The organism is Chitinolyticbacter meiyuanensis, assembly GCF_008033135.1.
Lineage (GTDB): Bacteria > Pseudomonadota > Gammaproteobacteria > Burkholderiales > Chitinibacteraceae > Chitinolyticbacter > Chitinolyticbacter meiyuanensis.
Genome location: NZ_CP041335.1, coordinates 1,333,289 through 1,358,924 on the forward strand (window position 1 = coordinate 1,333,289; position 25,636 = coordinate 1,358,924).

At 66.0% G+C, this 25,636-nt stretch carries 24 protein-coding genes; 3 read left to right on the plus strand and 21 right to left on the minus strand.

What is annotated here, in order from left to right; all coding sequences use genetic code 11:
- Positions 1-144: 144 nt before the first annotated feature.
- From FLM21_RS06375 to FLM21_RS06385, 3 genes are all read right to left on the minus strand, one after another.
- Entirely contained in the window at positions 145-1,791 is a 1,647-nt protein-coding gene (locus FLM21_RS06375) for an MFS transporter (RefSeq protein ID WP_246120835.1), read from the minus strand.
- A gap of 267 nt (positions 1,792-2,058) precedes the next feature.
- The gene (locus FLM21_RS06380; protein ID WP_148714761.1) at positions 2,059-3,747 is read right to left on the minus strand and encodes a cation acetate symporter; all 1,689 of its coding nucleotides are present in this window, start codon (positions 3,745-3,747) and stop codon (positions 2,059-2,061) included.
- On the minus strand, positions 3,744-4,055 hold the full coding sequence (locus tag FLM21_RS06385; protein WP_148714762.1) for a DUF485 domain-containing protein: 312 nt from the start codon (positions 4,053-4,055) through the stop codon (positions 3,744-3,746). Before FLM21_RS06385 ends, FLM21_RS06380 begins: the two co-directional genes overlap by 4 nt.
- 217 nt (positions 4,056-4,272) lie before the next feature.
- On the opposite strand from FLM21_RS06385, the gene FLM21_RS06390 reads away from it, so the two are divergent.
- Complete coding sequence (locus FLM21_RS06390) at positions 4,273-5,157, plus strand: LysR family transcriptional regulator (protein ID WP_148714763.1); 885 nt, start codon at positions 4,273-4,275, stop codon at positions 5,155-5,157.
- A gap of 93 nt (positions 5,158-5,250) precedes the next feature.
- Here FLM21_RS06390 and rpmG read toward each other — a convergent pair whose 3' ends face one another.
- The 4 genes from rpmG to FLM21_RS06410 all read right to left on the minus strand — a co-directional run bounded on the left by rpmG (position 5,251) and on the right by FLM21_RS06410 (position 9,123).
- Positions 5,251-5,406: a 50S ribosomal protein L33 gene (rpmG, locus tag FLM21_RS06395; protein WP_013441158.1), complete on the minus strand. Its 156-nt coding sequence runs from the start codon at positions 5,404-5,406 to the stop codon at positions 5,251-5,253.
- A gap of 14 nt (positions 5,407-5,420) precedes the next feature.
- Positions 5,421-5,654: a 50S ribosomal protein L28 gene (gene rpmB, locus FLM21_RS06400; RefSeq protein ID WP_148714764.1), complete on the minus strand. Its 234-nt coding sequence runs from the start codon at positions 5,652-5,654 to the stop codon at positions 5,421-5,423.
- Between the two features lie 89 nt (positions 5,655-5,743).
- The gene (locus FLM21_RS06405) at positions 5,744-8,152 is read right to left on the minus strand and encodes a DNA translocase FtsK (RefSeq protein ID WP_148714765.1); all 2,409 of its coding nucleotides are present in this window, start codon (positions 8,150-8,152) and stop codon (positions 5,744-5,746) included.
- A 29-nt stretch (positions 8,153-8,181) separates the two neighbouring features.
- Entirely contained in the window at positions 8,182-9,123 is a 942-nt protein-coding gene (locus FLM21_RS06410) for a LysR family transcriptional regulator (protein ID WP_148714766.1), read from the minus strand.
- Positions 9,124-9,244: 121 nt separating this feature from the next.
- On the opposite strand from FLM21_RS06410, the gene FLM21_RS06415 reads away from it, so the two are divergent.
- Positions 9,245-9,934: a type 1 glutamine amidotransferase domain-containing protein gene (locus FLM21_RS06415; RefSeq protein ID WP_148714767.1), complete on the plus strand. Its 690-nt coding sequence runs from the start codon at positions 9,245-9,247 to the stop codon at positions 9,932-9,934.
- A gap of 3 nt (positions 9,935-9,937) precedes the next feature.
- On the opposite strand, the gene FLM21_RS06420 is transcribed toward FLM21_RS06415, so the two are convergent.
- The 10 genes from FLM21_RS06420 to flhF form a co-directional block, all read right to left on the minus strand.
- Positions 9,938-10,681 (minus strand): lysophospholipid acyltransferase family protein, encoded by a 744-nt coding sequence (locus tag FLM21_RS06420; protein WP_148714768.1) that lies wholly within the window; start codon positions 10,679-10,681, stop codon positions 9,938-9,940.
- Between the two features lie 116 nt (positions 10,682-10,797).
- Positions 10,798-11,538 carry a flagellar motor protein gene (locus tag FLM21_RS06425; protein ID WP_148714769.1) on the minus strand — a complete coding sequence of 247 codons (741 nt, stop codon included), beginning with the start codon at positions 11,536-11,538 and terminating at the stop codon, positions 10,798-10,800.
- Positions 11,539-11,540: 2 nt separating this feature from the next.
- Positions 11,541-12,287, minus strand: a complete 747-nt coding sequence (locus FLM21_RS06430) for an RNA polymerase sigma factor FliA (protein ID WP_148714770.1) — start codon at positions 12,285-12,287, stop codon at positions 11,541-11,543.
- 31 nt (positions 12,288-12,318) lie between these two features.
- A complete protein-coding gene (locus FLM21_RS06435; protein WP_148714771.1) occupies positions 12,319-12,912 on the minus strand; it encodes an ABC-type transport auxiliary lipoprotein family protein in 594 nt (197 codons plus the stop codon).
- Positions 12,909-13,949 (minus strand): MlaD family protein, encoded by a 1,041-nt coding sequence (locus FLM21_RS06440; protein ID WP_148714772.1) that lies wholly within the window; start codon positions 13,947-13,949, stop codon positions 12,909-12,911. Before FLM21_RS06440 ends, FLM21_RS06435 begins: the two co-directional genes overlap by 4 nt.
- On the minus strand, positions 13,946-14,701 hold the full coding sequence (locus tag FLM21_RS06445) for an ABC transporter ATP-binding protein (RefSeq protein WP_148714773.1): 756 nt from the start codon (positions 14,699-14,701) through the stop codon (positions 13,946-13,948). Before FLM21_RS06445 ends, FLM21_RS06440 begins: the two co-directional genes overlap by 4 nt.
- The gene (locus FLM21_RS06450) at positions 14,701-15,774 is read right to left on the minus strand and encodes an ABC transporter permease (protein ID WP_148714774.1); all 1,074 of its coding nucleotides are present in this window, start codon (positions 15,772-15,774) and stop codon (positions 14,701-14,703) included. The genes FLM21_RS06445 and FLM21_RS06450 overlap by 1 nt, the downstream gene beginning before the upstream one ends.
- Positions 15,771-16,667 (minus strand): MinD/ParA family ATP-binding protein, encoded by an 897-nt coding sequence (locus FLM21_RS06455; RefSeq protein ID WP_187360114.1) that lies wholly within the window; start codon positions 16,665-16,667, stop codon positions 15,771-15,773. Before FLM21_RS06455 ends, FLM21_RS06450 begins: the two co-directional genes overlap by 4 nt.
- Before the next feature lie 49 nt (positions 16,668-16,716).
- Positions 16,717-16,971 carry a YdeI/OmpD-associated family protein gene (locus FLM21_RS06460; protein ID WP_148714776.1) on the minus strand — a complete coding sequence of 85 codons (255 nt, stop codon included), beginning with the start codon at positions 16,969-16,971 and terminating at the stop codon, positions 16,717-16,719.
- Between the two features lie 26 nt (positions 16,972-16,997).
- The gene (gene flhF, locus FLM21_RS06465) at positions 16,998-18,482 is read right to left on the minus strand and encodes a flagellar biosynthesis GTPase FlhF (RefSeq protein ID WP_148714777.1); all 1,485 of its coding nucleotides are present in this window, start codon (positions 18,480-18,482) and stop codon (positions 16,998-17,000) included.
- 159 nt (positions 18,483-18,641) lie between these two features.
- On the opposite strand from flhF, the gene FLM21_RS06470 reads away from it, so the two are divergent.
- Positions 18,642-19,298 (plus strand): RluA family pseudouridine synthase, encoded by a 657-nt coding sequence (locus FLM21_RS06470; RefSeq protein ID WP_148714778.1) that lies wholly within the window; start codon positions 18,642-18,644, stop codon positions 19,296-19,298.
- 6 nt (positions 19,299-19,304) lie between these two features.
- On the opposite strand, the gene FLM21_RS06475 is transcribed toward FLM21_RS06470, so the two are convergent.
- The 4 genes from FLM21_RS06475 to FLM21_RS20770 form a co-directional block, all read right to left on the minus strand.
- A complete protein-coding gene (locus FLM21_RS06475; RefSeq protein WP_148714779.1) occupies positions 19,305-20,198 on the minus strand; it encodes a DUF4434 domain-containing protein in 894 nt (297 codons plus the stop codon).
- Positions 20,198-23,137 (minus strand): NfrA family protein, encoded by a 2,940-nt coding sequence (locus tag FLM21_RS06480; protein WP_148714780.1) that lies wholly within the window; start codon positions 23,135-23,137, stop codon positions 20,198-20,200. Before FLM21_RS06480 ends, FLM21_RS06475 begins: the two co-directional genes overlap by 1 nt.
- Positions 23,134-25,350 (minus strand): cyclic di-3',5'-guanylate-activated glycosyltransferase NfrB, encoded by a 2,217-nt coding sequence (gene nfrB / locus FLM21_RS06485; RefSeq protein WP_148714781.1) that lies wholly within the window; start codon positions 25,348-25,350, stop codon positions 23,134-23,136. The genes FLM21_RS06480 and nfrB overlap by 4 nt, the downstream gene beginning before the upstream one ends.
- Positions 25,351-25,464: 114 nt before the next feature.
- Entirely contained in the window at positions 25,465-25,614 is a 150-nt protein-coding gene (locus FLM21_RS20770) for a hypothetical protein (protein ID WP_187360115.1), read from the minus strand.
- Positions 25,615-25,636 lie beyond the last annotated feature (22 nt).

The window sequence follows — 25,636 nt, forward strand, 5'->3', positions numbered from 1 at the left end:
GAGGATGCGCGCTAATGTAAAACCCTTAGCCGCTGCAATCCAATCGTGTTTTCTGATCCGGGGTATCAGTTCTGCTGATCTAAGTTGCACCAACTTGGTGCAAAAACAGGGCGCCTCAGCGCCCTGTCGTTGGGGGAGCGTGGTTCAGTCGTCGGCGTAGATATCGCGATCCTTGGTTTCCGGCACGCAGAACACGCCGATCACGAAGGTGGCCAGTGCCACGACGATGGGATACCACAGGCCGTAGTAGATGTTGCCGGTCGCGGCCACCATGGCGAAGGCCACCGTCGGCAGGAAGCCGCCGAACCAGCCGTTGCCGATGTGGTAGGGCAGTGACATCGACGAGTAGCGGATGCGGGTGGGAAAGAGCTCCACCAGCCAGGCCGCGATCGGGCCGTACACCATGGTCACGAACAGTACCAGGATGGTCAGCAGCACGATCACCATCGGCGTGTTCATCTGCTCCGGATCCGCCTTGGCCGGGTAGCCGCCGGTGGTCAGCGCGGCGCCGAGTGCGAGGTTGAACGCATCGGACTTGGCGGTGAACTCCTCCTTCGGCAAACCCACGCCCTCGAAGCTCTCGATGCGAGTGCCGCCCACCGTGACAGTGGCGACGGTGCCGGCCGGTGCGGCTTGGTTGGTATAGGGCACACCCTTCTTCGCCAGCGCGGTCTTGATGATGTCGCACGATTGCTTGAAGGACGCCTTGCCGATCGGATCGAACTGGAAGGCGCAGCGTTCAGGATCGGCCGTGACCACCACAGGTGCGGTGGCAACTGCCTGTTCCAGGGCCGGATTGGCGAAGTGGGTGAGCCCCTTGAAGATGGGGAAGTAGGCGAGCGCGGCGATCAGGCAGCCGGCCAGGATGATGCGCTTGCGGCCGATCCGGTCCGACAGCGAGCCGAAGAAGATGAAGAACGGCGTGGCAATCGCCAGCGAGACGGCGATCAGGATGTCGGCGCGGTTGGCATCGACGCCTAGCGTCTTGGTCAGGAAGAAGAGGGCATAGAACTGGCCGGTGTACCACACCACGGCCTGACCGGCCGTGCCGCCGAACAGCGACAGCAGCACTACCTTGAGGTTGGGCCAGCGCAGGAAGGCTTCGGTCAAAGGGGCCTTGGAGTGGCGGCCTTGCTCCTTCATCTTCTTGAACACTGGCGATTCGTTCAGCTGCAGCCGGATGTACACCGACACGATCAGCAGCACGATGGAGACGAGGAAGGGCACGCGCCAGCCCCAATCCTCGAAGGCCTCCTTGCCGAAGCTGTTGCGGCAGATCCAGATCACCAGCAGCGACAGGAACAAGCCGAGCGTCGCCGTGGTCTGGATCCAGCTGGTGAAGAAGCCGCGCTTGCCGTGCGGCGCATGCTCGGCGACATAGGTCGCGGCGCCGCCGTACTCGCCACCGAGCGCCAGGCCCTGCAGCAGCCGCAGGATGATCAGGATCACCGGCGCCGCCACGCCGATGCTGGCGTAGCCCGGCAACAGGCCGACGATGGCGGTGGAAGTGCCCATGATCAGGATGGTGATCAGGAAGGTGTACTTGCGGCCGATCATGTCACCGAGGCGGCCGAACACGATGGCGCCGAACGGGCGCACCGCGAAGCCTGCCGCGAAGGCCAGCAGCGCGAAGATGAAGGCGGTGGTTTCGTTGACGCCGGCAAAGAAATGCTTGGCGATGATGACTGCGAGCGAGCCGTACAGGTAGAAGTCGTACCACTCGAACACCGTGCCCAGCGAAGACGCGAAGATGACGCGCTTCTCGTCCTTGGTGAGGGGTTGCTTTTCCATTGCCATCTCCAGTGTGCCCCGACGCGCGGGCTGAGAATTGGGGTGTCATCATCGCAAGGATGATTGCGACTGAATCTAAGAAGCGGTTTGGGGACATGCCAATCGGATTTTCTGATGCACCAAATCAGCATTTCTGATGGTGCATCGCGTCAGCTGGTGGTGCAAGAAGGGCGTGGGAAAGATTGCAGGGTTTGTCATCCGCGTTGCGACTGGTGTGGGCATGAAAAAGGCGCGGCCGTGGCCGCGCCTTGTAAAGACCGTTACCGGTCAGTGTTGTGATGCGCCTTCTGCGCCGATACCGGTCATCGCCCGGATGAACTGCGGCAGGAACAGCGCTTTTTCCCGCGCCGCCTGCGCGCTGGTATCGAGTACCGACACCAGCCAGATGCTGATGAAGGCGAGCGGCATCGAGAAGATGGCCGGATTTTCGTACGGGAAGATCGCAGCGGCGTGGCCCAGCGTCTTCACCCATACGGCCGGCCCCAACACGATCATCACCACGGCGCTGACGAGGCCGATCAGGCCGCCGATCACCGCGCCGCGCGTGGTCAGCCCCTTCCAGAACATCGAGAGGAACAGCACCGGGAAGTTGGCGGAGGCTGCGATGGCGAACGCGAGGCCGACCATGAAGGCGACGTTCTGGTTCTCGAACGCGATCCCGAGCACGATGGCAACGAGGCCGAGCACCACGGTGGCGATCTTGGAGACGCGGATTTCCTTCGCCTCATCGGCATGGCCACGGGCGAATACATTGGCGTAGAGGTCGTGCGACACCGCCGATGCACCCGACAGCGCGAGGCCCGAAACCACGGCGAGGATGGTGGCGAAGGCCACGGCCGAGATGAAGCCGAGGAAGTAGTCGCCACCGACGGCTCCAGCCAAGTGTACCGCCGCCATGTTGGCACCACCGATCAGCTGCTGCACCGGGTTACCGTCCTTCATGATGGTCTCGGTGAATTCGGGCTTGCCGAGTACCAGCATGATGGCGCCGAAACCGATGATGAAGGTCAGGATGTAGAAGTAACCGATGAAGCCGGTGGCGACGAACACACTCTTGCGCGCTTCCTTGGCGTCCTTCACCGTGAAGAAGCGCATCAGGATGTGCGGCAGGCCGGCGGTGCCGAACATCAGGCCCACGCCCAGTGAGATCGCGTCGATCGGATTGGAGACCAGGCCGCCCGGACTCATGATGGCCTGTGCCTTGGGGTGACCGGCCACGGCGGTCTGGAACAGGCTCTCGAAGCTGAAACCGGTGGCCGCGAGCACCATCACCGCCATGAAGGTGGCGCCAGCCAGCAGCATGATGGCCTTGATGATCTGCACCCAGGTGGTCGCCAGCATGCCGCCGAAGGTGACGTACAGCACCATCAACACGCCGACGAGAACTACCGCCGAGCTGTAGCTCATGCCGAACAGCAGCTGGATCAGCTTGCCGGCACCGACCATCTGTGCGATCAGGTAGAGCGCCACCACCACCAGCGTGCCGACGGCGGCAAAGGTGCGCACTGGTGTCTGCGCCAAGCGATACGAGGCGACATCGGCAAAGGTGAACTTGCCGAGGTTGCGCAGCCGCTCGGCTACCAGGAAGGTGATGATGGGCCAGCCGACCAGGAAGCCGATCGAGTAGATCAGGCCATCGAAGCCGCTCGTCATCACCAGCGCCGAGATACCCAGAAAGGACGCCGCCGACATGTAGTCGCCAGCGATCGCGAGGCCGTTCTGGAAGCCGCTGATGCCGCCGCCCGCCGCGTAGAAATCCTTGGCCGAGCGGGTGCGCCGCGACGCCCACCAGGTGATGCCCAGTGTGAAGGCGACAAAGACGAAGAACATCACGATGGCGTGCCAGTTCAGGCTGCGCTGGTGTACTTCGCCACTGATGGCATCGGCGGCCCAGGCGGGCAGGGCAAGGGCCTGTGCGGCGAGCGCGACGGCGAGGTTGCGGTGGCGGCGGTTCATGCGCGCACCTCCCGCACCAGTTCGGCATTGAGCTGGTCGAACTCGCGGTTGGCGCGGCGTACGTAGATGCCGGTGATGACGAAGGCCGACACGATCACGAAGATGCCGGCGGGGATGCCGATGGTGGTCACGCTGCCCGCCGCGATCGGCGTGCCGAAGGTGGCCGGCGAGAATGCGATGATGAGGATGAAGCCGTAGTAGATGGCCAGCATCACGATCGACAGCAACCAGCCGAAGCGGGTCTTCTTACGCACGAGTTCGGCGAACTTGGGGTTGTCCTCGATTCGGCGGATCAGGGTTTCATCCATGCTTGTCTCCGGTGGAGCGCGGACCGGCCGCGCCAGCGAAGCCAATCTAAAAGTCGCGCTCGGCCCCTCGCCAATCGCAATTTCTGATATTGCGGATCAGCAATCCTGATGTTGCGCCGCAAAAATGGGTCAAGGGCTTTGTACGTCTGGCTTGGCGGGGTGACCGTTCCGCGCACCAGAAAAAGACAGGGTGCGCCAAACTAGGGATAATCCTGATATGGAAATCTACCAACTGCGCACGCTGGTCGCGGTTGCCCAGCAGGGGCACCTGACCCAGGCTGCCGAGCTGCTGCACCTGTCGCAGCCGGCGGTGACCGCCCAGATCAAGGCCTTGGAAGAGGAACTCGGCATCGCCTTGTTCGAGCGCTATCCGGGTGGTGTCCAGCTCACCGAAGCAGGCAAGATGCTATTGCCTGATGCCGAGCGCATCCTGGCCCTGTCACGCGACATGCTGCACCGCGCCCGGGCGATGGCGGGCGAACCCAAAGGCAAGCTGCGCATCGGCACTATCGGTGTGCCGGCCCGCCTCAAGCTGGGGCCGCTGCTGGCGGTGCTGCGCGAGCGCTATCCGCTGATCACCGTGCAGACCCAACACGCGATCTCCGGCGTGGTGCTGAACGACGTGCGCAAGAAGGCCTTGGATGGCGGCTTCTACCTTGGCCGCAATCCCTATCAGAACGTGAACACGCTGGCATTGTCCGAGCTGCGTTTTTGCGTGGCGATGCCAGCTGCATGGGTCGATGCCTATGCTGAGGCGGACTGGAAAGTGCTCGGCCAGGCGCCATGGCTGGGCTTGTCGCAGTTCACCAGTCTGTCGTCGATCACGCAGGAGCTGTGGCGCGAGCGCAATATCGCGCCCAAGAAGGTGGGCGAGTTCGACGAGGAGGCGACGCTGGTGGAGATGCTGAAGGCGGGCGTCGGCATCTCCATCCTGGCGGAGCGCACCGCGCAGCGCTTTGCCGCCGATGGCTCGATCACCCTCTGGCGTGGCGGCGAGATCGTGATCACGGCGCCGCTGCAGTTCATCTATTCGGCAGAGCGCGAGATGGATCCGATGATCGGCATGCTGCGCGAAGTGCTGCGCGAAGTCTGGTCGCTCTAGCCTTGCTTCACAGCTGATCCCGGTTCCGTGCAGCCAAACAAAAACCCCGCCGAGGCGGGGTTTTTGTTCAAGTCCCAGCAGCCAGGGAGCGGCTTACTTGAGCTTGGTTTCTTTGTACATCACATGCTTGCGAGCGACGGGATCGAACTTCTTGATCTCCATCTTCTCAGGCATGGTGCGCTTGTTCTTGGTCGTGGTGTAGAAGTGACCAGTACCGGCGGACGATTCGAGCTTGATCTTTTCACGCATGATCGGTCAACTCCTTACAGTTCGCCACGAGCGCGCAGATCGGCCAGGACGACGTCGATGCCGTTCTTGTCGATGGTGCGCAGGGCTGCGTTGGAAACGCGCAGGCGTACCCAACGGTTTTCGCTCTCAACCCAGAAACGGCGCGATTGCAGGTTCGGGAGGAAGCGACGCTTGGTCTTGTTGTTGGCGTGGGAAACGTTGTTCCCGGTTACCGGGCGCTTGCCGGTAACTTTGCATACTCGTGCCATGATTGAAGTTCCCTGACTTCCGGAAAAACCGAGTTTATAGCATGGATGGCCATGCCCGTTCAAGTCGAGTTTCCCGGCTGTGGTTTATGCTATTCGGACGGTGGTGCCAGCACCGTGCGGTTGCCGTTGGTCTCCATCGGGCTCACCAGGCCGGCAGCTTCCATCTGTTCGATCAGACGGGCGGCGCGATTGTAGCCGATGCGCAGCTGGCGTTGCACCGATGAGATCGACGCCCTGCGGCTCTTGATGACAAAGGCTACTGCCTCGTCGTAGAGCGCATCCGCTTCTGGGTCGCCGCTGCCGCCACCTTCCCACGGCGCACCACCGCCACCGGCGGCCTCGGCCTCGAACCCGCCATTGAGGATGCCCTCGACGTAATCGGGCTCGCCGAACTGCTTCAGGTGCTCCACCACGCGGTGCACTTCGTCGTCGGCGCAGAAGGCACCATGCACCCGCTGCGGGTAACCGGTGCCCGGCGGCAGGAACAGCATGTCGCCCTGGCCCAGCAGTGCCTCGGCGCCCATCTGGTCGAGGATGGTGCGGCTGTCCACCTTGCTGGACACCTGGAATGCGATCCGGGTAGGGATGTTGGCCTTGATCAGGCCGGTGATCACATCGACCGACGGCCGCTGCGTCGCCAGGATCAAATGAATGCCGGCCGCGCGGGCCTTCTGCGCCAGACGGGCGATCAGCTCCTCGATCTTCTTGCCGGCCACCATCATCAGGTCGGCGAACTCGTCGACCACCACCACGATGAAGGGCAGGTGGCTCAAGGGTTCCGGATCGTCTGGGGTCAGGCTGAACGGATTGGTGAGCTTTTGCCCGGCCTTCTCCGCATCCTTCACCTTCTGGTTGAAGCCGGCGAGGTTGCGTACGCCCATCGCGCTCATCAGCCGGTAGCGCTTCTCCATCTCCGCCACGCACCAGTTGAGCGCATTGGCAGCCAGCTTCATGTCGGTGACCACCGGCGCCAGCAGATGCGGGATACCGTCGTAGACCGAGAGCTCCAGCATCTTCGGATCGACCATGATGAAGCGCACGTCCTCGGGGCTGGCCTTGTAGAGCAGCGACAGGATCATGGCGTTGACCCCGACCGACTTGCCCGAGCCGGTGGTGCCGGCCACCAGCATGTGCGGTGCCTTGGCCAGATCGGTGACGATGGGCTTGCCGGTGATGTCCTTGCCCAGCGCCATGGTGAGGCGGCTGCTCATTTGGTGATACGGCTCGGATGAAAGGATTTCCGAGAGGCGGATGGTTTGGCGGCTGGGGTTGGGCAGCTCCAGGCCCATATAGGTCTTGCCGGGGATGGTCTCGACCACACGAATCGACACGAGGCCCAGTGCGCGGGCCAGATCCTTCATCAGGTTGACGATCTGGCTGCCCTTCACGCCGACGGCAGGTTCGATCTCGTAGCGGGTGATCACCGGGCCCGGGTAGGCTGCCACCACCTTCACCTCGACATTGAAGTCAGCGAGCTTGCGCTCGATCAGCCGCGAGGTGAATTCCAGCGTCTCCAGGCTGATGGTTTCCTGCGCCACCGGCGCCGGTGCCAGCAGCGACAAGGCGGGCAGCGCCTCGTTGGTACTGCCGCGAGGCAGCGGCTTGGCGGGTGGCGGCAAGTCATCGAGATCGAACAGGCTGGGCTGTGCGGCCTGTTGCTCGGCAACCTGCTGCTGCTTTTCCTGCTCCTTCTTTTCCTTCTCCAGCCGCTTTTCCGCCTGCTTGGCGATCGGGACCTCGAGCTGCGGCGTTTCGATCTTCAAAGGGGCCTTGTCTTCCTGCTTCTTCTTTTCCTCGGAAACCTTGACCTCGCGTTTGACTGCCGCCTCCCGGCCGATCTTGCGGTCCTGCGCGGCCTGCCAGGTGTCGATGCTCTTGAAGCACAGCCACTCGAGCGCAGCACCCAGTTTTTCCATCACCGCGAGCCAGGACAGCCCGGTGAACAGCGAGACACCGATGGCCCAGGCGGCGATCAGCGTCAGCGTGGCGCCGGCAAAGCCGAGTGCGCGATAGAGCCAGCCGCCGAGGCCCAATCCGAGCACGCCGCCGGGCGCCAGTGGCAGTGCAATCTGCAGCGAGTGCAGCCGTAGCGCTTCAAGGCTGCTGGAGGACAGCAGCACCAGCGCGAAGCCGAGGCAGGCGAGCAGTACCACCGGTTTGTGCGGATTGTCGCTGACACGGTCGATGCGACGATAACCCCACCAGATGGCGGCGAAGCAGAATGCCACCCACCACCAGGCCGACAGGCCGAACAGCGCGAGCAGGATGTCGGCAGCCCAGGCGCCGACCATGCCGCCACGATTGTGCACCTGCACGCTGCTGGCGCTGTGTGACCAGCCCGGATCACCCGGGTGATAGCTCGCCAGTGCGAGCACCATGTAGAGCACCACGGCCACCAGCAGGAACCACCACGATTCGCGCAGCGCGTTGGCGATCTGCGGCGGCAGTGCGGCGCGGGCCGAGGCGTTGGCGACGTTCTTCTTGCGCAGCAGTGGCATGACGGTCCCGAGGGGCGAGAAGGTGGAGATTATAGCGGGATGTGCGCCGTGCCCGAGTGCGCGAGCGCGAGTTCGGCCATGGCGAAATCGATGAAGGCGCGCACGCTGGCCGACCGGTGGCGGTGTTGCGGGTAGAGCAGCGTGAACGGGCGGGCGCGGCCGGCGTAGGGCTGCAGCACCTCGACCAGCTCGCCGCGTGCCACGTATTCGGCGGCGATGTAGTGATACATCTGGCACAGCCCGCCGCCCGCACGGGCGTGGCCGACGCAGGCGAGCACGTCCTCCTCGACCCACAGCCGCGCGGCGATGGCGTGCTCGATGTCCTTGCCCAGCACCTGGAACGACCACGGCATCATCCGGCCGCTGCTGGGCAGTACGAAGGCGATGCAATCGTGATGGGCCAGATCGTCCAGCGATGCAGGCGTGCCGCGTGCGGCGAGATAGGCTGGGGCGGCGAACACGCCCAGCGTGGCGTGTTCGAGCACGCGGGCGATCAGCCGGCCGTCTTCGGGCAGGCCCAGTCGGATGGCGAGATCGTAGCCATCCTGGACGAAATCGATGTTGCGGTTGCCGACATGCACCTCGACCCGCACCTGGGGATACAGCGCGAGGAAGCGCGGCAGCACCGGCAGCAGCCGGTGATGGCCATAGGTGGTTGGCACCGAAATGCGCACGGTGCCTGCCGGTTCGCTCTGCCGCCCGGTCAGCGCGCGCTCGGCGTCCTCGATCTGGGCCAGTGCCTGGCTGCATTGCCGGTAGTAGTCCTGGCCGGGCTCGGTGAGCTGGATCTGCCGGGTGCTGCGGGTAAAGAGCTGCACCGCAAGCCGCGCCTCCAGTCGGCCGATCGCGCGGCTGACCGCCGCCGGCGTCACGCCCAGCGCACGCGCGGCAGCGGTAAAGCCGCCGAGCTCGGCGGCCTTGCAAAAGAGTTCGATGCTGGAGAGCTGTACCGGGGCGAGATGGCGTTGCATTGATTACATCATGTAAATACTGAAGTGATGTTAACCCGGTTTATCTGCGCCGTGTGCAGCCATAACATGGGTGGCGTTGCAGGCGGATCGGCCGCCTTCCTTCCTTTCGCGAGACCACACCATGAGCAAGCACATCCTGATGATCATCACCTCCAACGACCGCATGGGCGATACCGGCAAGCCGACCGGCGTCTGGGCCGAGGAGCTGGCGGTGCCGTACTACGCGTTGATTGATGCGGGCCACACGGTGACGCTGGCTTCCCCCAAGGGCGGGATGATTCCGCTCGATCCATCTAGCGTGACCGGCGAGGCCAGCCACGATCCGGCCGTGGTGCGCATGAATGGCGACGCCGCGCTGCAGGCCTTGCTGGCCGCGACTCGGCCGGTTGCGGACATCGAATTCGCTGGTTTTGATGCGGTGTTCTTCCCCGGTGGCCACGGCACGATGTGGGATCTGCCGGGCAATGCCGACGTGCGCCGGCTGGTCGAGGCAGCGCATGCGCAAGGCAAGTGGATCTCGGCGGTCTGTCACGGCGTGGTCGGCCTCGTTGACGCGCGCCGCACCGATGGCCAATCGGTGGTCGCCGGCCAGCACATCAGCGCATTCACCGATGCCGAAGAAGCGGCCGTGGGCCTGACGGCGCTGATGCCGTTCCTGCTCGAATCGCGCTTGCGCGAACTGGGCGCGGATTTCCAGCCGGCCGCCAACTGGCAGGCCTTTGCCGTGCGTGATGGCCAGTTCATCACCGGGCAGAATCCACAGTCATCCAAGCAGGTGGTCGAGCTGCTGCTGGCGGCACTCGCCGAATAAGGATTACTCGAGGAAGCGCTGCTGCCAGGCTTGGTAGCAGTGGTAGACGTGGCTGCTATAAGCCTCGCGGTCGGCGAATTCGGCCGGATCGAATGCGTCGAACACGTGGTAGTTGGCGACCGGGTTGGGGCTGGTGACGATGTGCCAGATCTTCTGCAGCAGCGTCTCGCCCTCGGCCCATTCGAACGCCTGTTGCGCCTCGTAGTGCAGGAACACCGGCACGATGGGCACGCCGGTTTCCAGCGAGACGGTGAAGGCGCCATAGAGGAAGTGATCCCACAGCCGGCGGCCCTTGCAGCCGCCTTCCGGGTAGAGCGCGACGTTATGCCCGGCGCGGACGGCATCGATCAGCGCGGCCTGCGCGGCCTGGCGCGAATCCTTGCTTTCGCGCTGCACGAACAGCGTGCCGGCTGCTGCCGCGATACGGCCGACCAGCCACCAGTCGCGCACCTCGATCTTGGCGAGGCTCACTACCGGAAACAGCGCGGGGATGCCGACATCCTCGAACGCCGACGGGTGATTGGCGATCAGGATGTAGTGGCGCGGCAATGGCCGAGCATGGTGCTGGTGCAAGCGCAATTCCACGTTCAGCGCACGCACGAAGCAGCGGCACCACGCGTGGAACAGCCGTGGATACCAGCCCAGCCAGGACAGCGGCAGCAGCGCCAGCAACACCATCAGCAGCGTGAACAACACGAGATCGATCCAGGCGACGAACAGGCGAAAACGAGCGAGCAGCCACAACATATTGATCCCCCTGGCGCGGTCTGGTGTGCCGCATGCATCGGTCCCGCCGTGCCGGTGACCGCCGTTGGAGCCGGACCTGGGCCTTCAACGCTCAGCGAAGCCCGCCGACGACGCCCTCAGTGCAGGAAGCCGGCCAGCTTGCTTTCCAGCATCCGCGGATTTTCGCCGTTGGCGATGGTGACGAGGCCTTCGAGCAGCATTTCGCGGCGGCGTGTTTCGCTGGCGATATGGTGTTTGAGCTTGGTGGAGATCGGCAAGAAGATCAGGTTGGCCGAGCCGACGCCGTAGATGGTGGCGACGAAGGCCACGGCGATGCCGGCGCCGAGCTTGGACGGATCGGACAGGTTCTCCATCACATGGATCAGCCCCATCACCGCGCCGATAATGCCGATGGTGGGTGCATAGCCGCCGGCGGATTCCCAGATCTTGGCGGCGGCGCGGGCGCGCTCTTCGTAGGCGTCGATGTCGAGCTCCAGCGCACGGCGGATCATGTCCGGCTCGGCGCCATCGACCAGCATCTGCAGGCCGCGCCGTACGAACGGGTCCTTCTCACCGGCAACATAGGCCTCCAGCGCCAACAAGCCGCCACGCCGCGCCTGCTGCCCCCAGTTCACCATCACGTTCAGCACCTGGCGGAAATCATGCTGTGGTGGCACGAACACCCATTTGCCGAGCTTCACGCCGGCGATGAAGTCGGTGGCCCGGCTTTGCAGCATCACCGCGCCGATGGTGCCGCCGATCACGATCAGGAACGCCGTCGGCTGTACCAGCGAAGCGATGTGGCCGCCTTCGAGCACCTGTCCGGCCACGATGGCGATCAGGCCCAGCAGCAGGCCGAAGATACTGGTCTTGTCCATGTTCATGTGGGGCTCAGCCAATCGGTGAGTCGGGACCGCAAGCGCGCGATGGCCTGGCTATGGAGCTGGCATACGCGCGATTCGGAGACGCCGAGGACGGCGCCGATTTCCTTGAGGTTGAGTTCTTCGTCGTAATAGAGCGACATCACCAGCTGTTCACGTTCCGGCAGCGCCGAAATGCCCTCGACCAGCACGTCGCGAAAGCCGGCGTCGGACAACTGCTCGAATGGATTGGCGCGCTCGTCGGCGGTGTAGTGGTCGAGCTGGTCGTTGTCGCCGTCGTCGCCGAAATCCTCGTAGTAGACGAGCTGGTGGCCGCGGGCGTCCGCCAGGCGCGCCTGATATTCGGCCAGCGGCAGGTTCAGCCCCTGGGCGACCTCGCCCTCGCTGGGCGCGCGGCCCAGCGTCTGCTCCAGCTTGTGGATTTCCTGTTCGATCTCGCGCATGTTGCGCCGCGCCTGGCGCGGCATCCAGTCGGCCTGGCGCAGCTCGTCGAGCATGGCGCCGCGGATGCGCTGGGTGGCGAAGGTCTCGAACTGCACGCCGGCGGCCGGATCGAAATTGCGCGATGCCTCCATCAATCCCATCAGGCCGACCTGGATCAGGTCTTCCACGTCCACGCTGGCCGGCAGGCGCGACACCATGTGGTAGGCGATGCGCTTGACCAGCGGCGCATGCGCGCTGACGCGATCGTCCTCGGTGGAGGCCTGGGTCTGGCGGTAGAGATGGATGGCGCGGGGTGAGGGCATTCCGGGGTGGCTGTAAGGGGGCAGCTCCAGTTTAGCGGGAAAGCGCCGGGTCTGTGAGGGCGAGTGCGGCTTCGTACTGGCGGAACGCGTTGCCGAGCGCGGCATCGGCGGCAGCGGCGATGCCATCGCCATCCATGCTGCTGATCGGCGCTGCGGCGGTGATGTTACGGCTGTCGCGCAACTGGCCGTCCCGACTCAGTACCAGATTGAGTCGCACCACGACCTGGCGTTCGCCGTTCGGGCGCAGGTCGGCGTACAGTGCGTCGAGCCGGCCGGCCAGCGTCCAGTCGACGGCATCGAGCTGCGCGCCCAGCACTTCGCCGAACAGGCCGCTGGCAGCGATCCAGGCGCTCAGCCGCTCGGTGACGAGCTGGGCCGGTGGCGCGACAAAGCCGCGATACGGGTCGCTGGCATAGCGGTAGTCTGTTTCGCGATAGACGAAGCGCCAGTCGCGATAGCCTTCGGCGGCGCGCAGCGGCGCAATGCGCAGCTTGCCGGCAAAGCGGGGCGCGCTGGCGGCGGTGCCGCTGCGCTCGGCCTCGACGCGGTAGTGCGATTCGGCAGGCGGATTGCCGGCGCAGGCGGTGAGGAAGGCGGCAAGGCAGAGGCAGGCGAGGCGCATCATCGGGGCAGCGGATAGGGAGTAGGATCGGCACCGAACAGCAGGCCGGCCGGGTTGTGGCGGGCGCGTTCGGTCAGTGTTCGCAGCTCGGTACTGATGGCATGCAGGTTGTCCAGCGTGTCGGCCAGTTCGTCGTCGCGACTGCCGACGAGAGCATCGAGCCGGCTGGTTACCCGCTCAAGATGTTGCAGCGTGCGCGGCAGCGCTGGATCGTTCAGCACGCTCTTCGCGCCCTGGGCGGCAGCGGCGACGTCGCTGGCGGCACGCTGCCACGCCGGGTCGGCCACCAGTTGCTGCAGGCTGGCGTTGGTGGCGCGCAGCTCCACCAGCAGCGATTGCGCATCCTTGCCGATCTGGTCGGTGGGCACTTTCTCCAGTCGTTCGCTCACACGCAGCAGCGAAGCAGCCAGATCCTTGAACGGGACGTCGCCGAGCTGGCGCTCGGCGGTGTCGAGCAGCTTGTTCAGCCGGGCGACCGTGCCCTCGATGTCGAGGTTCTGCGTCTTGGTGATCAGGTTCTGCGCGGCTTCCATGATCTGCGCCACCGCGCTGTGGGCGGAGGGAATATAAAGCGCATCGGGCTTCCAGCCGATCGGCAGTGGTCGGTTGCTCTTGGTGTCGACGTAGTCGATTTCCAGATAGTTGGTGCCGGTAAGGCCCTGTGGGGCCAGCCGCACCCGCAGGCCGCGCTCGATCTGGCGATCAAGCAGACCCTGGTCCGGCACGTCGCCGCCGCCAGCCTGGAAGCGATCGGGCTTGAGTTCCATTTCCACCAGCACGTATTGCGGTTGGCCGCGCTCGTGATCGTATTTGTTGCCGGTGAAGCCGATCTTGCTGACGGTGCCGAGTGCCACGCCGCGGTATTTCACCGGCGAGCCGACGTCGAGCCCCTGCACCGATTCGTCGAAGTAGGTCTCCAGCGTGATGGTGCTGGCGAACCAGCGGCCGGCGCCGAAGGCGACGAACAGCACCGCGCCAATGGCGAGGCCGATGACGATGAACAGCCCGAGGCGGAAATAGGGAGTCTTGGCTTGGCTCAAACGGTCTCCTCACCGCGGCGAAAGAAGCGGGTCACGCGGGGATCGGGGTGATGATCACGCAAGTCGGCGGGTTTGCCGACGGCGATGATGCCTTTTTCCTGTTTATCCAGCATCAGGCCGCGGTCGGCAATGGCGAAAATACTGGCAAGCTCGTGTGTCACCACGACGAAGGTCAGGTGCAATGCCCGTGCCAGCCGCAGGATCAGCGCATCGAGCTCGCTCGAAGTGATCGGATCGAGCCCGGCCGAGGGTTCATCGAGAAAGATGATGGCCGGATCGAGCGCCAGCGCGCGGGCAATGGCGGCGCGCTTTTGCATGCCGCCCGACAGATTGGCCGGCGCGTAGTCGGCGTATTGCTCGAGCCCCACTTCCCGGAGCTTGAGCCGTGCGACCAGCTCGCGCGCCGGTGCATCGAGCGCGGTATGCTCGGCGAGTGGCAGCATCACGTTCTCCAGCACGCTCATCGAGCCGAACAGCGCACCGGCCTGATAGGCCACGCCGAACGAGGCGAGGATGGCGCGGCGGGCTTCGCCGGTCGCCTCGGTCAGCTCCTGGCCGTTCAGCCAGATGCGGCCGGCAGCCGGATGCTCCAGCCCGATCAGGTGCTTGAGCAGCGTGGACTTGCCGCAGCCGGAGCCACCGAGCACCGTCAGCACCTCGCCGCGCGCCACCTCAAAGCTCACGTCGCGCAGCACCACGTTGTCGCCGTAGGCGCAGGTCAGATCTGCCACGCGGATGATGGGCTCGCTCATCACCACCCCAGGTAGTAGAAGGCGACGGCAAACAGGCCATCGGCGACCACCAGCATCACGATGGCCTGAACGTCGGCACTGGTGGCCGAGGCACCAACGGCGCGGGCGCCGCTGCCGGTGCGCAGGCCGCGCAGGCAGCCGATGCCGGCGATGCCCAAGCCGAACACGAAGGCCTTGCCCAGGCCGGTCAGGTAGTCGCTCATGTCGACGAAGCCCTGGATCTGGGTGGCCGAGGTGGCGAGCGGGATATCGAAGCCGGTGAGCACCAGGGCCGCGCCGAACATGCCGATCAGCTCGGCATAGAGGGTGAGGATAGGGGCGGTCAGCGCCACGGCGATCAATCGCGGCAGCACCAGGAAGCGCAAGGGGTCGAGACCGAGCGTGGTCAGCGCATCGATCTCCTGATTGACCTTCATGGTGCCGATCTCGGCCGCGAACGCGGCGCCGGTGCGCCCGGCCAGCAGCACGGCAGTCATCAGTGGCGCGAGTTCGCGCACCAGCGACAGCCCCACGAGGTTGGCCACGAACAGCTCGGCACCGAACTGGCGCATCGGGATCGCCGACTGGAAGGCGAGGATCACGCCCAGCAGGAAGGCGATCAGCGAGACGATGGGCAGCGCGTCGGCGCCGGCGCTGGCGGCTACGCGCAGTGTCTCGGCCACGCGCAGCTCGCCTGGGCGGCGCAGCACCGCAGCGCTGGAGGCGACGGTTTCGCCGATGAAGGCGATCACGTCGCGGGTCTCGCGCCACCAGCTGGCGGCGGCATGGCCGAGTGCGGTGACGCGGCCTTCCGGCGGCGGCGTCTCGGGGATCACCAATGGTTGGTCCGGATCGAGTTCGGCGAGCAGCGGGGCGAACTGTTCGGCCAGCCCCTCGATGTGCACGCCGCGCTGGCTGAGATCGAACAGCAGGGCGGCACCGATGCCGTCGCAATAGTCGACGGCGCTGGCATCTGCGGTGCGACCGTCGCTGGCCGCTTCGCGTGCAGCCGGCCAGATCTGGGCACAACCGGCGGCGTCGAGCCGGCCGGCCAGCTTCAGGCGATCACCGTCGAGGGTCAGTGTGGCGCTCATGGCTGGCCCAGCCTGTCGTTGAGGATACGGCTCGATTCGACGAGCCGGTGCACGAAGTTTGCCGGGCTGCTGCCTTGCGGGCGCTTCCAGCGCAGCATGCTGTCGGCGAGCTGGCGGAAGGCCAGCGTGGATTCGGTTTGCGGGAAGGCATCGAGCACGGTCTTGCCGAGCCGGGTGGCCCGCTTGAGTTTTTCGTCCTCCGGCACATAGCCGGAGAGCTTGAGCTTGACCTTGTCGCCGAGGTACTGGCGCGATACGTCGCGGATGCGGCCGAACACCAGCTGCGCCTCGGCAAGGCTGTCGACGCGATTGGCCAGCACGCGGAAATCACGCCGGGCGTATTCGGTGTACAGCAACTTGATGGTGGCGTAGGCGTCGGTGATCGATTCGGCGCGGTTGGTGACGATGACGACCACGTCGTCGGCGGCGAGCGACAGGCCGGGCACCGCCGCGCCGGTGGCGGGGCGGCTGTCCAGCAGCAGGTAGTCGCAATCACCGGTCACGCTCTCGAACTCGGCGGCCAGCCAGTCGAGCTCGCGCTCGTTCAGCGCCGCCAGTTGTTCCGGTCGTGCCGATACCGGCAGGATGCCGAAGCCGGCCGGCACGGTGATCAGCGTGTCGGCGAGCGAGGCTTCGCGTCGCAGCGCGTGTTCCAGTCGCCATTCCCCGGCCAGCCGCAGGCGGGCGGCCGCGTTGGCGAGGCCGTCGAATTCGTCGAGCAGGATCACGCTGCGCTGGCGTTCGGCGAGCGCGGCGGCGAGGTTGATCGCCAGCGTGGTGCTGCCGCTGTCGCCACGGCCGCCATTGAAGCTGATCGAGCGGCAACTGGGCTTGGCCACCAGCGCCCGCAAGCCGGCCGCCTGGTCGCGCGACCAGGAAGGGCTGCTGCTCATGACCGGCGCTCCGCGCATGATCGGGAAAGGGTGGGGCGGGGTAGCACGGTCAGCTCCGCACCGAGGGGGCGTGCCGCATGCCCATGTAGACGCAGCCCTGTGCCAGTTCGCTAAGCATCTGGTCGAGCCGCTTCTGCCGGGTAGCGGCCTGCTTGGCCCGGCTGATCCAGCCCAGGTAGTCGTTCTGCTGGTAGGTGGGGCGCGCGTGGTCGTCCGCCATCAGGTTGCGCTGCGCCAGCGCCTCGGCCACGTCGGCAGGCATCGTCTGGCTGTCGCGCTTCAAACCCGAAAAGTCGCTGCTCATGGCGTGCTCCTCGCTGCCGTCGACGCTCAGCTACGGATTCCCCCGACATTCAGCGTGAAGTCGAGTGGGGCATCTTGGCTGCCCATGTAGAGGGGGTATTCGTCGCGCTTCAACTCGAAGGCGCCGCGATCGGTCTGGGTACGGAAGGCCCGGTCGATCAGGTAGTCGACGCGGGCCACGTGCAGGTCTTCCGGCACGCGCTGGCCGTTGGTGACGAAGTGCAGCTTGAGCTTGTGGCGGATGGCGATGTCGAGGCAGCCACCCAGGCTCATCGCCTCGTCGAGCTTGGTGAGAATGCAGCCGGTAAGGTGTTCGTTCTTGTAGCGGCGGGCCACGTCGTCGAGCGTGGCGGGCGCAGCGTTGGCGGCGAGCAGCAGCACGGTCTGCACTGCATCGGCGCCGAACAGCTTCAGTTGTTCGGTGATACGCTGGTCGCGCTGGCCCATGCCCACGCTGTCGATCAGCACCAGATGGCGGTCGGCCAGATCGGCCAGCGTCAGCTCGAGATCGGTGTCGTCCTTCACGTCGTGCACCGGCACGCCGATGATGCGGCCGTAGATGCGCAGCTGGTCCTGCGCACCGATCCGGTAGCTGTCGGTGGTCAGCAGCGCCACCGATTGCGGGCCGTGGGTCAGCGCACAGCGCGCGGCGAGCTTGGCTACCGTGGTGGTCTTGCCGACCCCGGTGGGGCCGATCAATGCAACGATGCCGCCTTGCGTGATCAGGTCGTCGCCCCCCTGCACCGAGGCAAGGTTGTGTGCGAGGGCGGCCTTCACCCAGCGCATGCCGGCATCCAGCGTGAGATTGCCGGGCATCTTGTCGATCAGCTGGCGTGACAGCGCCGGGCAGAAGCCGGCGGCCAGCAACTGGCGCAAGGCCTCGAGTTTTTCCGGCGCGTGCTTGGAAAGTTCGCCCCACGCCATGCCGGCGATCTGGCTTTCCAACAGGCCCCGCAGCAGGCGGATCTCGCGGGCGATGTCCTCCATGGCCTCGGCCGAGGCCGGCGGCTCGGCCGGTGTTTCATCGTCGAAGCTGAAGGAGGCCGGCGGCAGGCGCGGTTCGGCCACGCGGGCAACGGGGCGCGGTGCAGGCGCGGCAGGGCGGGGTTCGAGGCGCGGTTCCGGGCGCGGACTACGGTTGCTGCGCACCACCAGCGGCGCTGCGTCGGCCAGTGTGTCGTCCAGCGTCGGCTCCTGGTCCTCGTCGGCGATCGCATAGGAGCGGGCCAGCGCGCGGTTCACCGGCGCGGCGGGCGCGGGCACCACCGGGGCGCTGGCCTGTGCGCTGTTGATCAGCTTGGCACCGTTCTGTGCCGCACGAGGGCTGGGCTTGGTCGGGGTGCTGGGAATGCTGGTGAGGGCCGCGACATCGGAGTCGGCCACGGCCATGATTTCGACCCCGCCGCCGGCGATCTGCCGGTTGGAAAGGATCAGCGCATCGGGGCCCAGTTCGTCGCGAACCTGGCGCAGCGCATCACGGGTGGTGGCTCCGTAGAATTTCTTGACGACCATTGGGGTCCAGTCTGGCGTGAGAGCCGATCTCATTGGGGGCTGGAAACCGCGCTATTATCGCCACCTCCCCGCCATTGCACAAACTTGACAGTACGGCCTTGCCGACGCTGTTGTTTGTGCGTTGCGCCGATATGCAATTGGATTAGCCAGACCTTCGCAGTGAGCCACTACCAGCCTCCGGCCGATACCGGCCTCGACCTCGTTCATCTCGATGACCACCTGCTGGTGCTTGCCAAGCCCGCTGGCCTGCTCGCCGTGCCCGGCCGCGGCGAGGACAAGGCCGATTCGCTGGCAACGCGCGCCGCCGCACGCTATCCGGGCGTGCTGATCGTGCACCGGCTGGACATGGACACTTCCGGGCTGATGGTGCTGGCGCGCAATCCGGACATCCACCGCAGCTTGTCCAAGCTGTTCCACGATCGCATCGTCGACAAGCGCTATGTCGCCGTGGTCGAGGGCAAGCCGAAGCACAGCATGGGCGAGGTGGACCAGCCGCTCAATGTCGACTGGCCGAACCGGCCGCTGCACATCGTCGATCATGAGAACGGCAAGCGCGCGCTCACTCGTTACTGGCTGCAGGACTACGACGCGGCGCTCGACGCCACGCGGGTGCTGCTGGAGCCAGTGACCGGCCGCACCCACCAGCTGCGCGTGCACATGCAGTGGCTGGGCCATCCCATTCTCGGCGACACGCTGTATGCGCAGCCGGCCGCGCAGGCCAAGTCCGGACGGCTGCTGCTGCATGCTGCGGTGCTGGAGCTGCCACACCCGGTGACCGGCGAGGCGATGCGCTGGGAAAGCCCGGCGCCGTTCTGAGCCGGCTTACTCGTCGATCCGCTCGCCAGCCTGTGGCAGATAGCGCAGCGAGAAGAACACGCTATCACCGCCGCAGGGTGCGCGCTGCTGCAACAGTGGCCGGGCCGTGGCGAGGGGCAGGCGTTCGGCTTTGAACGCTTCATCCGGCGCGGTCTGGCGGAACAGCTCGTAGACCACGCCTGCTGCCGCCGGATTGGGGCAATCGCCCACTGCCTTGAGGTAGAGCGCCCGCTCGGCTGCATTCAGTTTTCCCACACCCCGGCCGTCGTGTACCCAGACGTGCGCGCCACGGGCGGCCACGTCGGCGACCAGGCCGCGGTACTGCGCTGGCGCCATGTTGCCGACGAAGAAACTGCTGATGTAGACCGGCCGCGGCAACAACTTGCGCAGTTCGCCCACGTGCTGGCCGAGGCCATCGAGCAGCAGCTTGCGGGCGGCGGGATCGCGCCAGCGGGCGTCGTCGAGCTCGGAGGGCAGGTACCAGCCGGCGATCGCATCGGGGCCCAGCCGCTGCAGCCAGCTGCGCGCGGCCTGCAGGTCGTTGCGGCGCAGGGTGGCGAGATAGCTGCCGAGCTCCTGCACCGGCGCCTGCTGGCGGGCGAAGAAATCCGGATCGGCGGCGAGGCCAACCACCAACTGCAGGCCGGCGGCGCGCGCCTCGATAAGCCGTGCGGCCAGCCAGTCCTGCTGGGCTGGGGTGGCAAGACCGTTGCCGTAGCGCGTCCATTGTACCACCAGGGTGTCGAAGCCGAGTTGGCGCGTAGTGGCAAAGAGTCGTGGCCAGTTTTCCGCGGGCTGGCTCAGATCGCGCGTTTGAGGCTGGTAGAACAGCGCGGTCATGGCCTGTGCCGGCGCGGCGAGCGCCAACAGCATGGTGAGCAAGAGAGCGGCCCGTCGCATCACCAGAGTCCTCCGAAGGTCAGCATCAAGGTGTTGTCATCGGCCAGGTAGGTGTCGAGCGCGTGCTGGAATTCCACGCCGACGGTGAATTTGTGGCGCCAGGCATCGTAGCGGGTGGCGCCGTACCACACGTGCCAGCGCACGCCGATGCCGGCGCGCAGGTCGGTGCTGTCGCCGTCGTCCTGGACCAGGTTGTACTGCAGGTGGGCATAGGGCTCCAGCGTCTGGCCGTCGCCCAGCTTGCGATGGTAGCCGAGCCGGTAATCCGCAGTGGCGGCAAAGCGCTGCTGTTTCAGGTAGTAGGCGGCATCCAGATACAGATTCTGCGCCAGCCAGCCGCTGCCGCTGGGATGCCATTCATCGGCGAAGCGACCGTCGTTGAGCAGCGAGGCGCTGGCGCGCAACATCAGGTCGGTGTCGCCCGTACCACCGAGCGGCGTCTGCGCCTCGGCGGATAGATAGAGGATGTGGTCGCGCAGCGGCTTCCAGCGCAGTCCGGCACCCAGCATCGCATCGTGCACCGGTAGCGCGGCGAGGCCGCCATCGCCGTCGCTGCTGCCGGCGAAGACGCGGGCATAGGCCGACAGCGTGCGGCCATCACGGATCGGCGGATCGCCGAGCCGGTAGTCGAACTCCAGCTGGCCATAGCTGCGGTAGGCCGTGCCCGGCTCGCCACCACGGCCGACCGCGCCGCTGTTGCTGCCGACGAAGCCGCCGTAGTTCAGCGTCCAGCGTCGGCCCAGATCCTCGTGCAGCCGGCGCAGCGCGTATTCCTTGTCGCGCTCGGCATCGGTCCAGTCGTCCTGATGCGTTTGCAGCGTGTCGACGGCGAGGCGTGCGTACAGGCGCGCCGATTCGTTGTCGGCGAGGCGCTGCTCGATGTACACCAGTTGCTCGACGAGGGCAGGGTTGTCCGGATCGGCCCAGCGCGCGTTTTCCAGGCTATCGCGTGCCCTGGCTGCATCCCCGGCCTGCCAGTAGGCATAGCCCAGTGCGGCCAGCAGCTGGGCGTTGTCCGGATCGAGCGCCTGCGCGGCTTCGAGCGACTGGAGTGCGCCCCGGTGCTCGCCCGCTTCGCGTTGCAGTGCGGCGAGCGCCATGTAGTAACGCACGTCGGGATGCTGTTCGAGCGCTGCCTGCAGCGCGGCACGGCGCTCGGCGGGGACTGCGCTGCTCTGGGCACGCAACCACCAATACTCGTCGTTGCGCGTTGCGCCGAGGTCCTGGTAGCGGTCCAGCCACCGGCGGGCGTTGGTCTGGTCCTCGGCGGCCAGTGCCGTGGTTGCGGCCGACAGCAGTTCGCCCGGCATCAGGTCGTTGGCAGGCAGCGATTGCCAGGCGGCCTGTGCCGCCGCGTAGTCGCCATTGGCAAAGGCCTGGTAGGCGAGGGTGCGTGCGGCATAGCCGCTGTCGTCCAGCGCTGCGGCTTGGGCGTAGGCGTATTGCGCGAGCCCGGGCATCTCTTCGCGATAGCAGTCGCCCAACCGCATCCAGTCCTGCTCACGATACTCCGGCGAGAGATCACCGAGCAGGCTGCGCACGGTGTCGCAACGGCCGAGCGAGGCGAACAGCACGGCCTGGCGGGCGCGCTCGCCCGCGCCTTCCAGCGGCTGCGCCAGCGTACGGCGATCCGCCTCATTCATCCGTTCCGGCCGCTCCGCAATCAGCGCGGCCAGCCGATCGGCGAGCACGATGCGGCGTTCGTCCCGGCCGCTGCCGAACGGGTAGGCATCGAGCAGCAGGCGCGCGGCCTGATCGCTGCCTCCGGCCTGGAGCAGTTGGTAGCTGAGGCGGTCGAGCAGGGCGAGATCGGCGCCAGCGCGGCTCATCCAGCGCTCGGCCAGCCGGCCGGCGGTGTCGAGCTCGCCACGCTGCAGCGCGATGGTGAAGCGCTCCGGCACCAGCACGTCGAGCGGCAATGGAGAAAGCAGGCGCCATGCGGCATCGATCCGGCCCTGCTGCACCAGGCGCGGCACCAGCGCCTCGGCCTGGCTGCGGCGATTCTGTGCAAAGTGTGGCGTATAGCTGGCGTACTGCACGTCGACGGCCTGGCCGAGCAGGCCCATCCATTGCGCTTCATCGGCCGCAGTCTGGAAGGCCGGGCGGGTGGCTGCGAGATAGCGCGCCAGCGCGGCGGTATCGCCGCGCCGGGCCAGCGCATCGGCGTAGGCGAGCTGGTCGCGTGCAGCGCTGGACGCTTTGATGACCTGACTGGCTGCGGCGATCCGGCCTTGCTTGAGCAGCACGTTGAGCCACTGGCTGCGCTCGCGGGCGGTCAATCGGCCCGCGGCTTGCAGTGCGTTGAGCTGGGCCTCGGCCGCGGCCCAGCGCTGCAGGTAGATGGCGCGCTGCGCGTAGGCGCGGCGCAGCGTCACGCCTTCACTGCTGGTGGCGAAGGCGGTGTCGGCCAGCACGGCATCGGCTGCGGCGAAGTCGCCGCGTTGCACGGCGGCCAGCGCGGATTGCAGCGCGGGGGAAGGGCCGGTTGCGGCCGGGGCGCTTTCCAAGGGAGAGGCGGGAGCGGGTGTCGGCGTAGTCACCGTGGCGATCCCGCTGGCCGGTACAGGCGCAGGCGCGAGATCGGCGCGCAGCGCCAGCAGGGCGTCGCGTGCCTTGGCGTCGTTCGGCGCCAGCCGCAGCGCTTCGTGCAGCAGCGGTTCGGCCCGGCTGGGCTCACCGTTGTGTCGATAGGCATCGGCCAGGTAGAGCAGGATGGTAGGGCTGTTCGGCGCCAGCCGGCGTGCAGCCTCGAATTCCTGGATTGCGCGTGCCAGGTCGCCCTGCGCTTGCGCGGCGAAGGCCTTTTCCAGGCGAGGGTAGACGATGAAGCGACGATAGCTGCTGACTTCGGCGCCCAGATCGGCAGGGCGCTCGTTGGCGGTGAACGCAGGGGCGGCGAAAGCGATCAACAGCAGCGTGGCGAGGTGGCGCGGCATCATGCTTCAGCGGCTCCATCGGCAAGGTGAAGGCCGGATTGCTGCAGCAGCGCGGGCATCGACAGCTGCACGGTCTGCTGCTGCTGGAGCACGGCGGCCAGCGTGTCGGCGCTGATCACGTTCTGCCCGACCAGGAACTGGCCCAGCGCCATGTCCTCGCGCTCGTGGCGTAGCAGCAGTGATTTGAGCGCGGCATCCTCCAGGTGGCCGAGTGAGATCAGGATGTCGGCAAACATGATCTGGCGGGCCACGTAGCGCTGCCACAACCGGCGCACCTGGTCCTGTGGCAGGCCGTAGCGCGCTGCGGCGGCGTGCAGCTGGGCGCGTGGATCGGCGTCGCGCCGCCGCGCATACCAGTGGCGCAGGCCTACGGTGACTTCGCCGATGCCGGCGATCACATAGCGCACCGGCCGGCCGAGCTTGCGCCCGAGCGCGGCGAGCGACACCGGATCGATGAAGGCTTCGCTCGCCAGCACCAGCGTGTCGCCCTCCTCGCGCAGCGGCAATACCGCGTAATGCAGCGCCAGTTCGTCTGGCACCAGCGCGCGCAGCGATTCGGGCAGGGCATAGGCGTCGACTTCCTCGTGCGCCACGCCGCTTTGCTCGGCGACGGCGCGCGCCAGCGTGGCGGCATCAACCACGCCGTGGTGCACCAGCCAGCTGCCGAGCTTGAGCCCGCGGGCGCGGTGCTCCAGCAACGCGCGCTCCAGCTGTGCTTCGCTGACGGCGCCGTGGGCCAGCAGGATCTGGCCCAGCGGCCGGCGGGCGCGGTTCTCGCCGCCGACACTGGGGAAGTCATGCGTGGTCTTGTCCCAGGCGACGCGGCGCGGATCGCCCTGCGCAATGATCTGCTTGATGGCGCGCCAATTGGCGAGAAAGTTGATCAGGTTGCCCCAGAACAGCCGCGGCACCACCATCAGTCCCTGCGCCAGGCCGTAATAGCCGGTGACGAACAGCATGCGCTGCAGGATGCGATTGCTCATCAGCACGAAGTTCACCTTGAGCAGCCATACCAGCCAGGCGTCGCCCTCGAAGATGGACATGAAGTGATAGGCATCCGGCCAGAAGCGCTGGTATAGCCACAGCGCCAGCAGCTGGGTGAAGATCAGGATGGCGAGGAAGCTGACGAAATTGCTGATCGCCCCTTTGCGGTCGCGCCACAGGAAGTAGTTGAGCACCCAGTTGTTGGTCCAGCCATGGGTCTTGAAGCCCTGGTAGACGATGCCGATGATCCAGCGCGATTTCTGCCGCACTGCAGTCTGCAGCGTGTCCGGAAAGTACTCGCGCACGCAGATCACGTTGGCGCTGCGCCTGCGCTGGCCCAAGGGCGCGGGCTTGTGCTCGTCCTCCCGCACCACCGGAAAGCGCACGAACACTTCGGCCATGCCTTTTTCCTTGAGCCGGAAGCCGATGTCGTAGTCCTCGGTGAGGCTCTGCACATCGAAGGCGATGCCGTCGCCATCGGCCAGGAGCGCCAGCACCGCGCGGCGGCTGAAGCAGGTGCCGACGCCGGCACTCGGCACCTGCCCGGCCAGCGCCTCGCGCACCGGCACGTCCTTGCCGTGCAGCTCGGTGAATTCGTCGAGATAGGTCAGGCTGGTGAAGCTGGTCCAGTTGCGTTCGAACGGATAGACCGGGATCTGGATCAGATCCTTGCGATCGACCAGGAAGTTGTAGAGCCGCAGCTCCATCGGCGAGACCACGTCCTCGGCATCGTGCAGGATGAAGCCGGCAAACTGCACGTTCGCCGCGCGCTCGAACTGCAGGATGGCATCGAGGATGTTGTTGAGGCAGTCGGCCTTGCTGGTGGGCCCCGGGCGGGCGCATACCACCTTGTGCACGTTGGGAAAGCGCGCGCAGACCACGTCGACATCGCGCTGGGTATCCGGATCGTTGGGATAGGTGCCAACGAAGATGTGGTAGTTCTCGTAATCGAGCGTGGTGGCGGCAAGCTCGGCCATCTGGCCGATCACGCCGGTCTCCTGCCAGGCCGGCACCATGATGGCGAGCGGCTTCTCATCCGGCACGTAGAGCGCGCGGTAGTCCATGCGGTCGTGCTGGCGATACACGGTGAGGCTGCGCCAGAGGCGCCGCGCCCAGTAGACGATGTCGATGACGAGATCATCGATGCCGCTCACCAGCATCGCCACTGCGGTGATGATGGCAACGAGCTTGAGCCCGTAAAGATAGGTTGAGAAGAGATCAAGCAGGCTCATCCACGCCCCCCGCGACGGTTATGCGGAAAAGAAGGGCTGGAGCAGAAGCCGCCAGAGGCGATGCCGGCCGGATCGCCGTTCGGTGGCGAGATCAGATTCGCATTCATCGTTCTCTTATATATCGGCTAACACGTGATCAGCCAGATGGAAATTCCCCAGCGGTGATTTTCCATCATGGACGCCCATGTGCGGCCTTGCACCGTTCATCCAGCCTGCAGCGCTTGCATGCCCCTCCCGGCGACTTATAAAGGTGACAAACAGCATCGTTTGTTCTTGCTGGAAATTG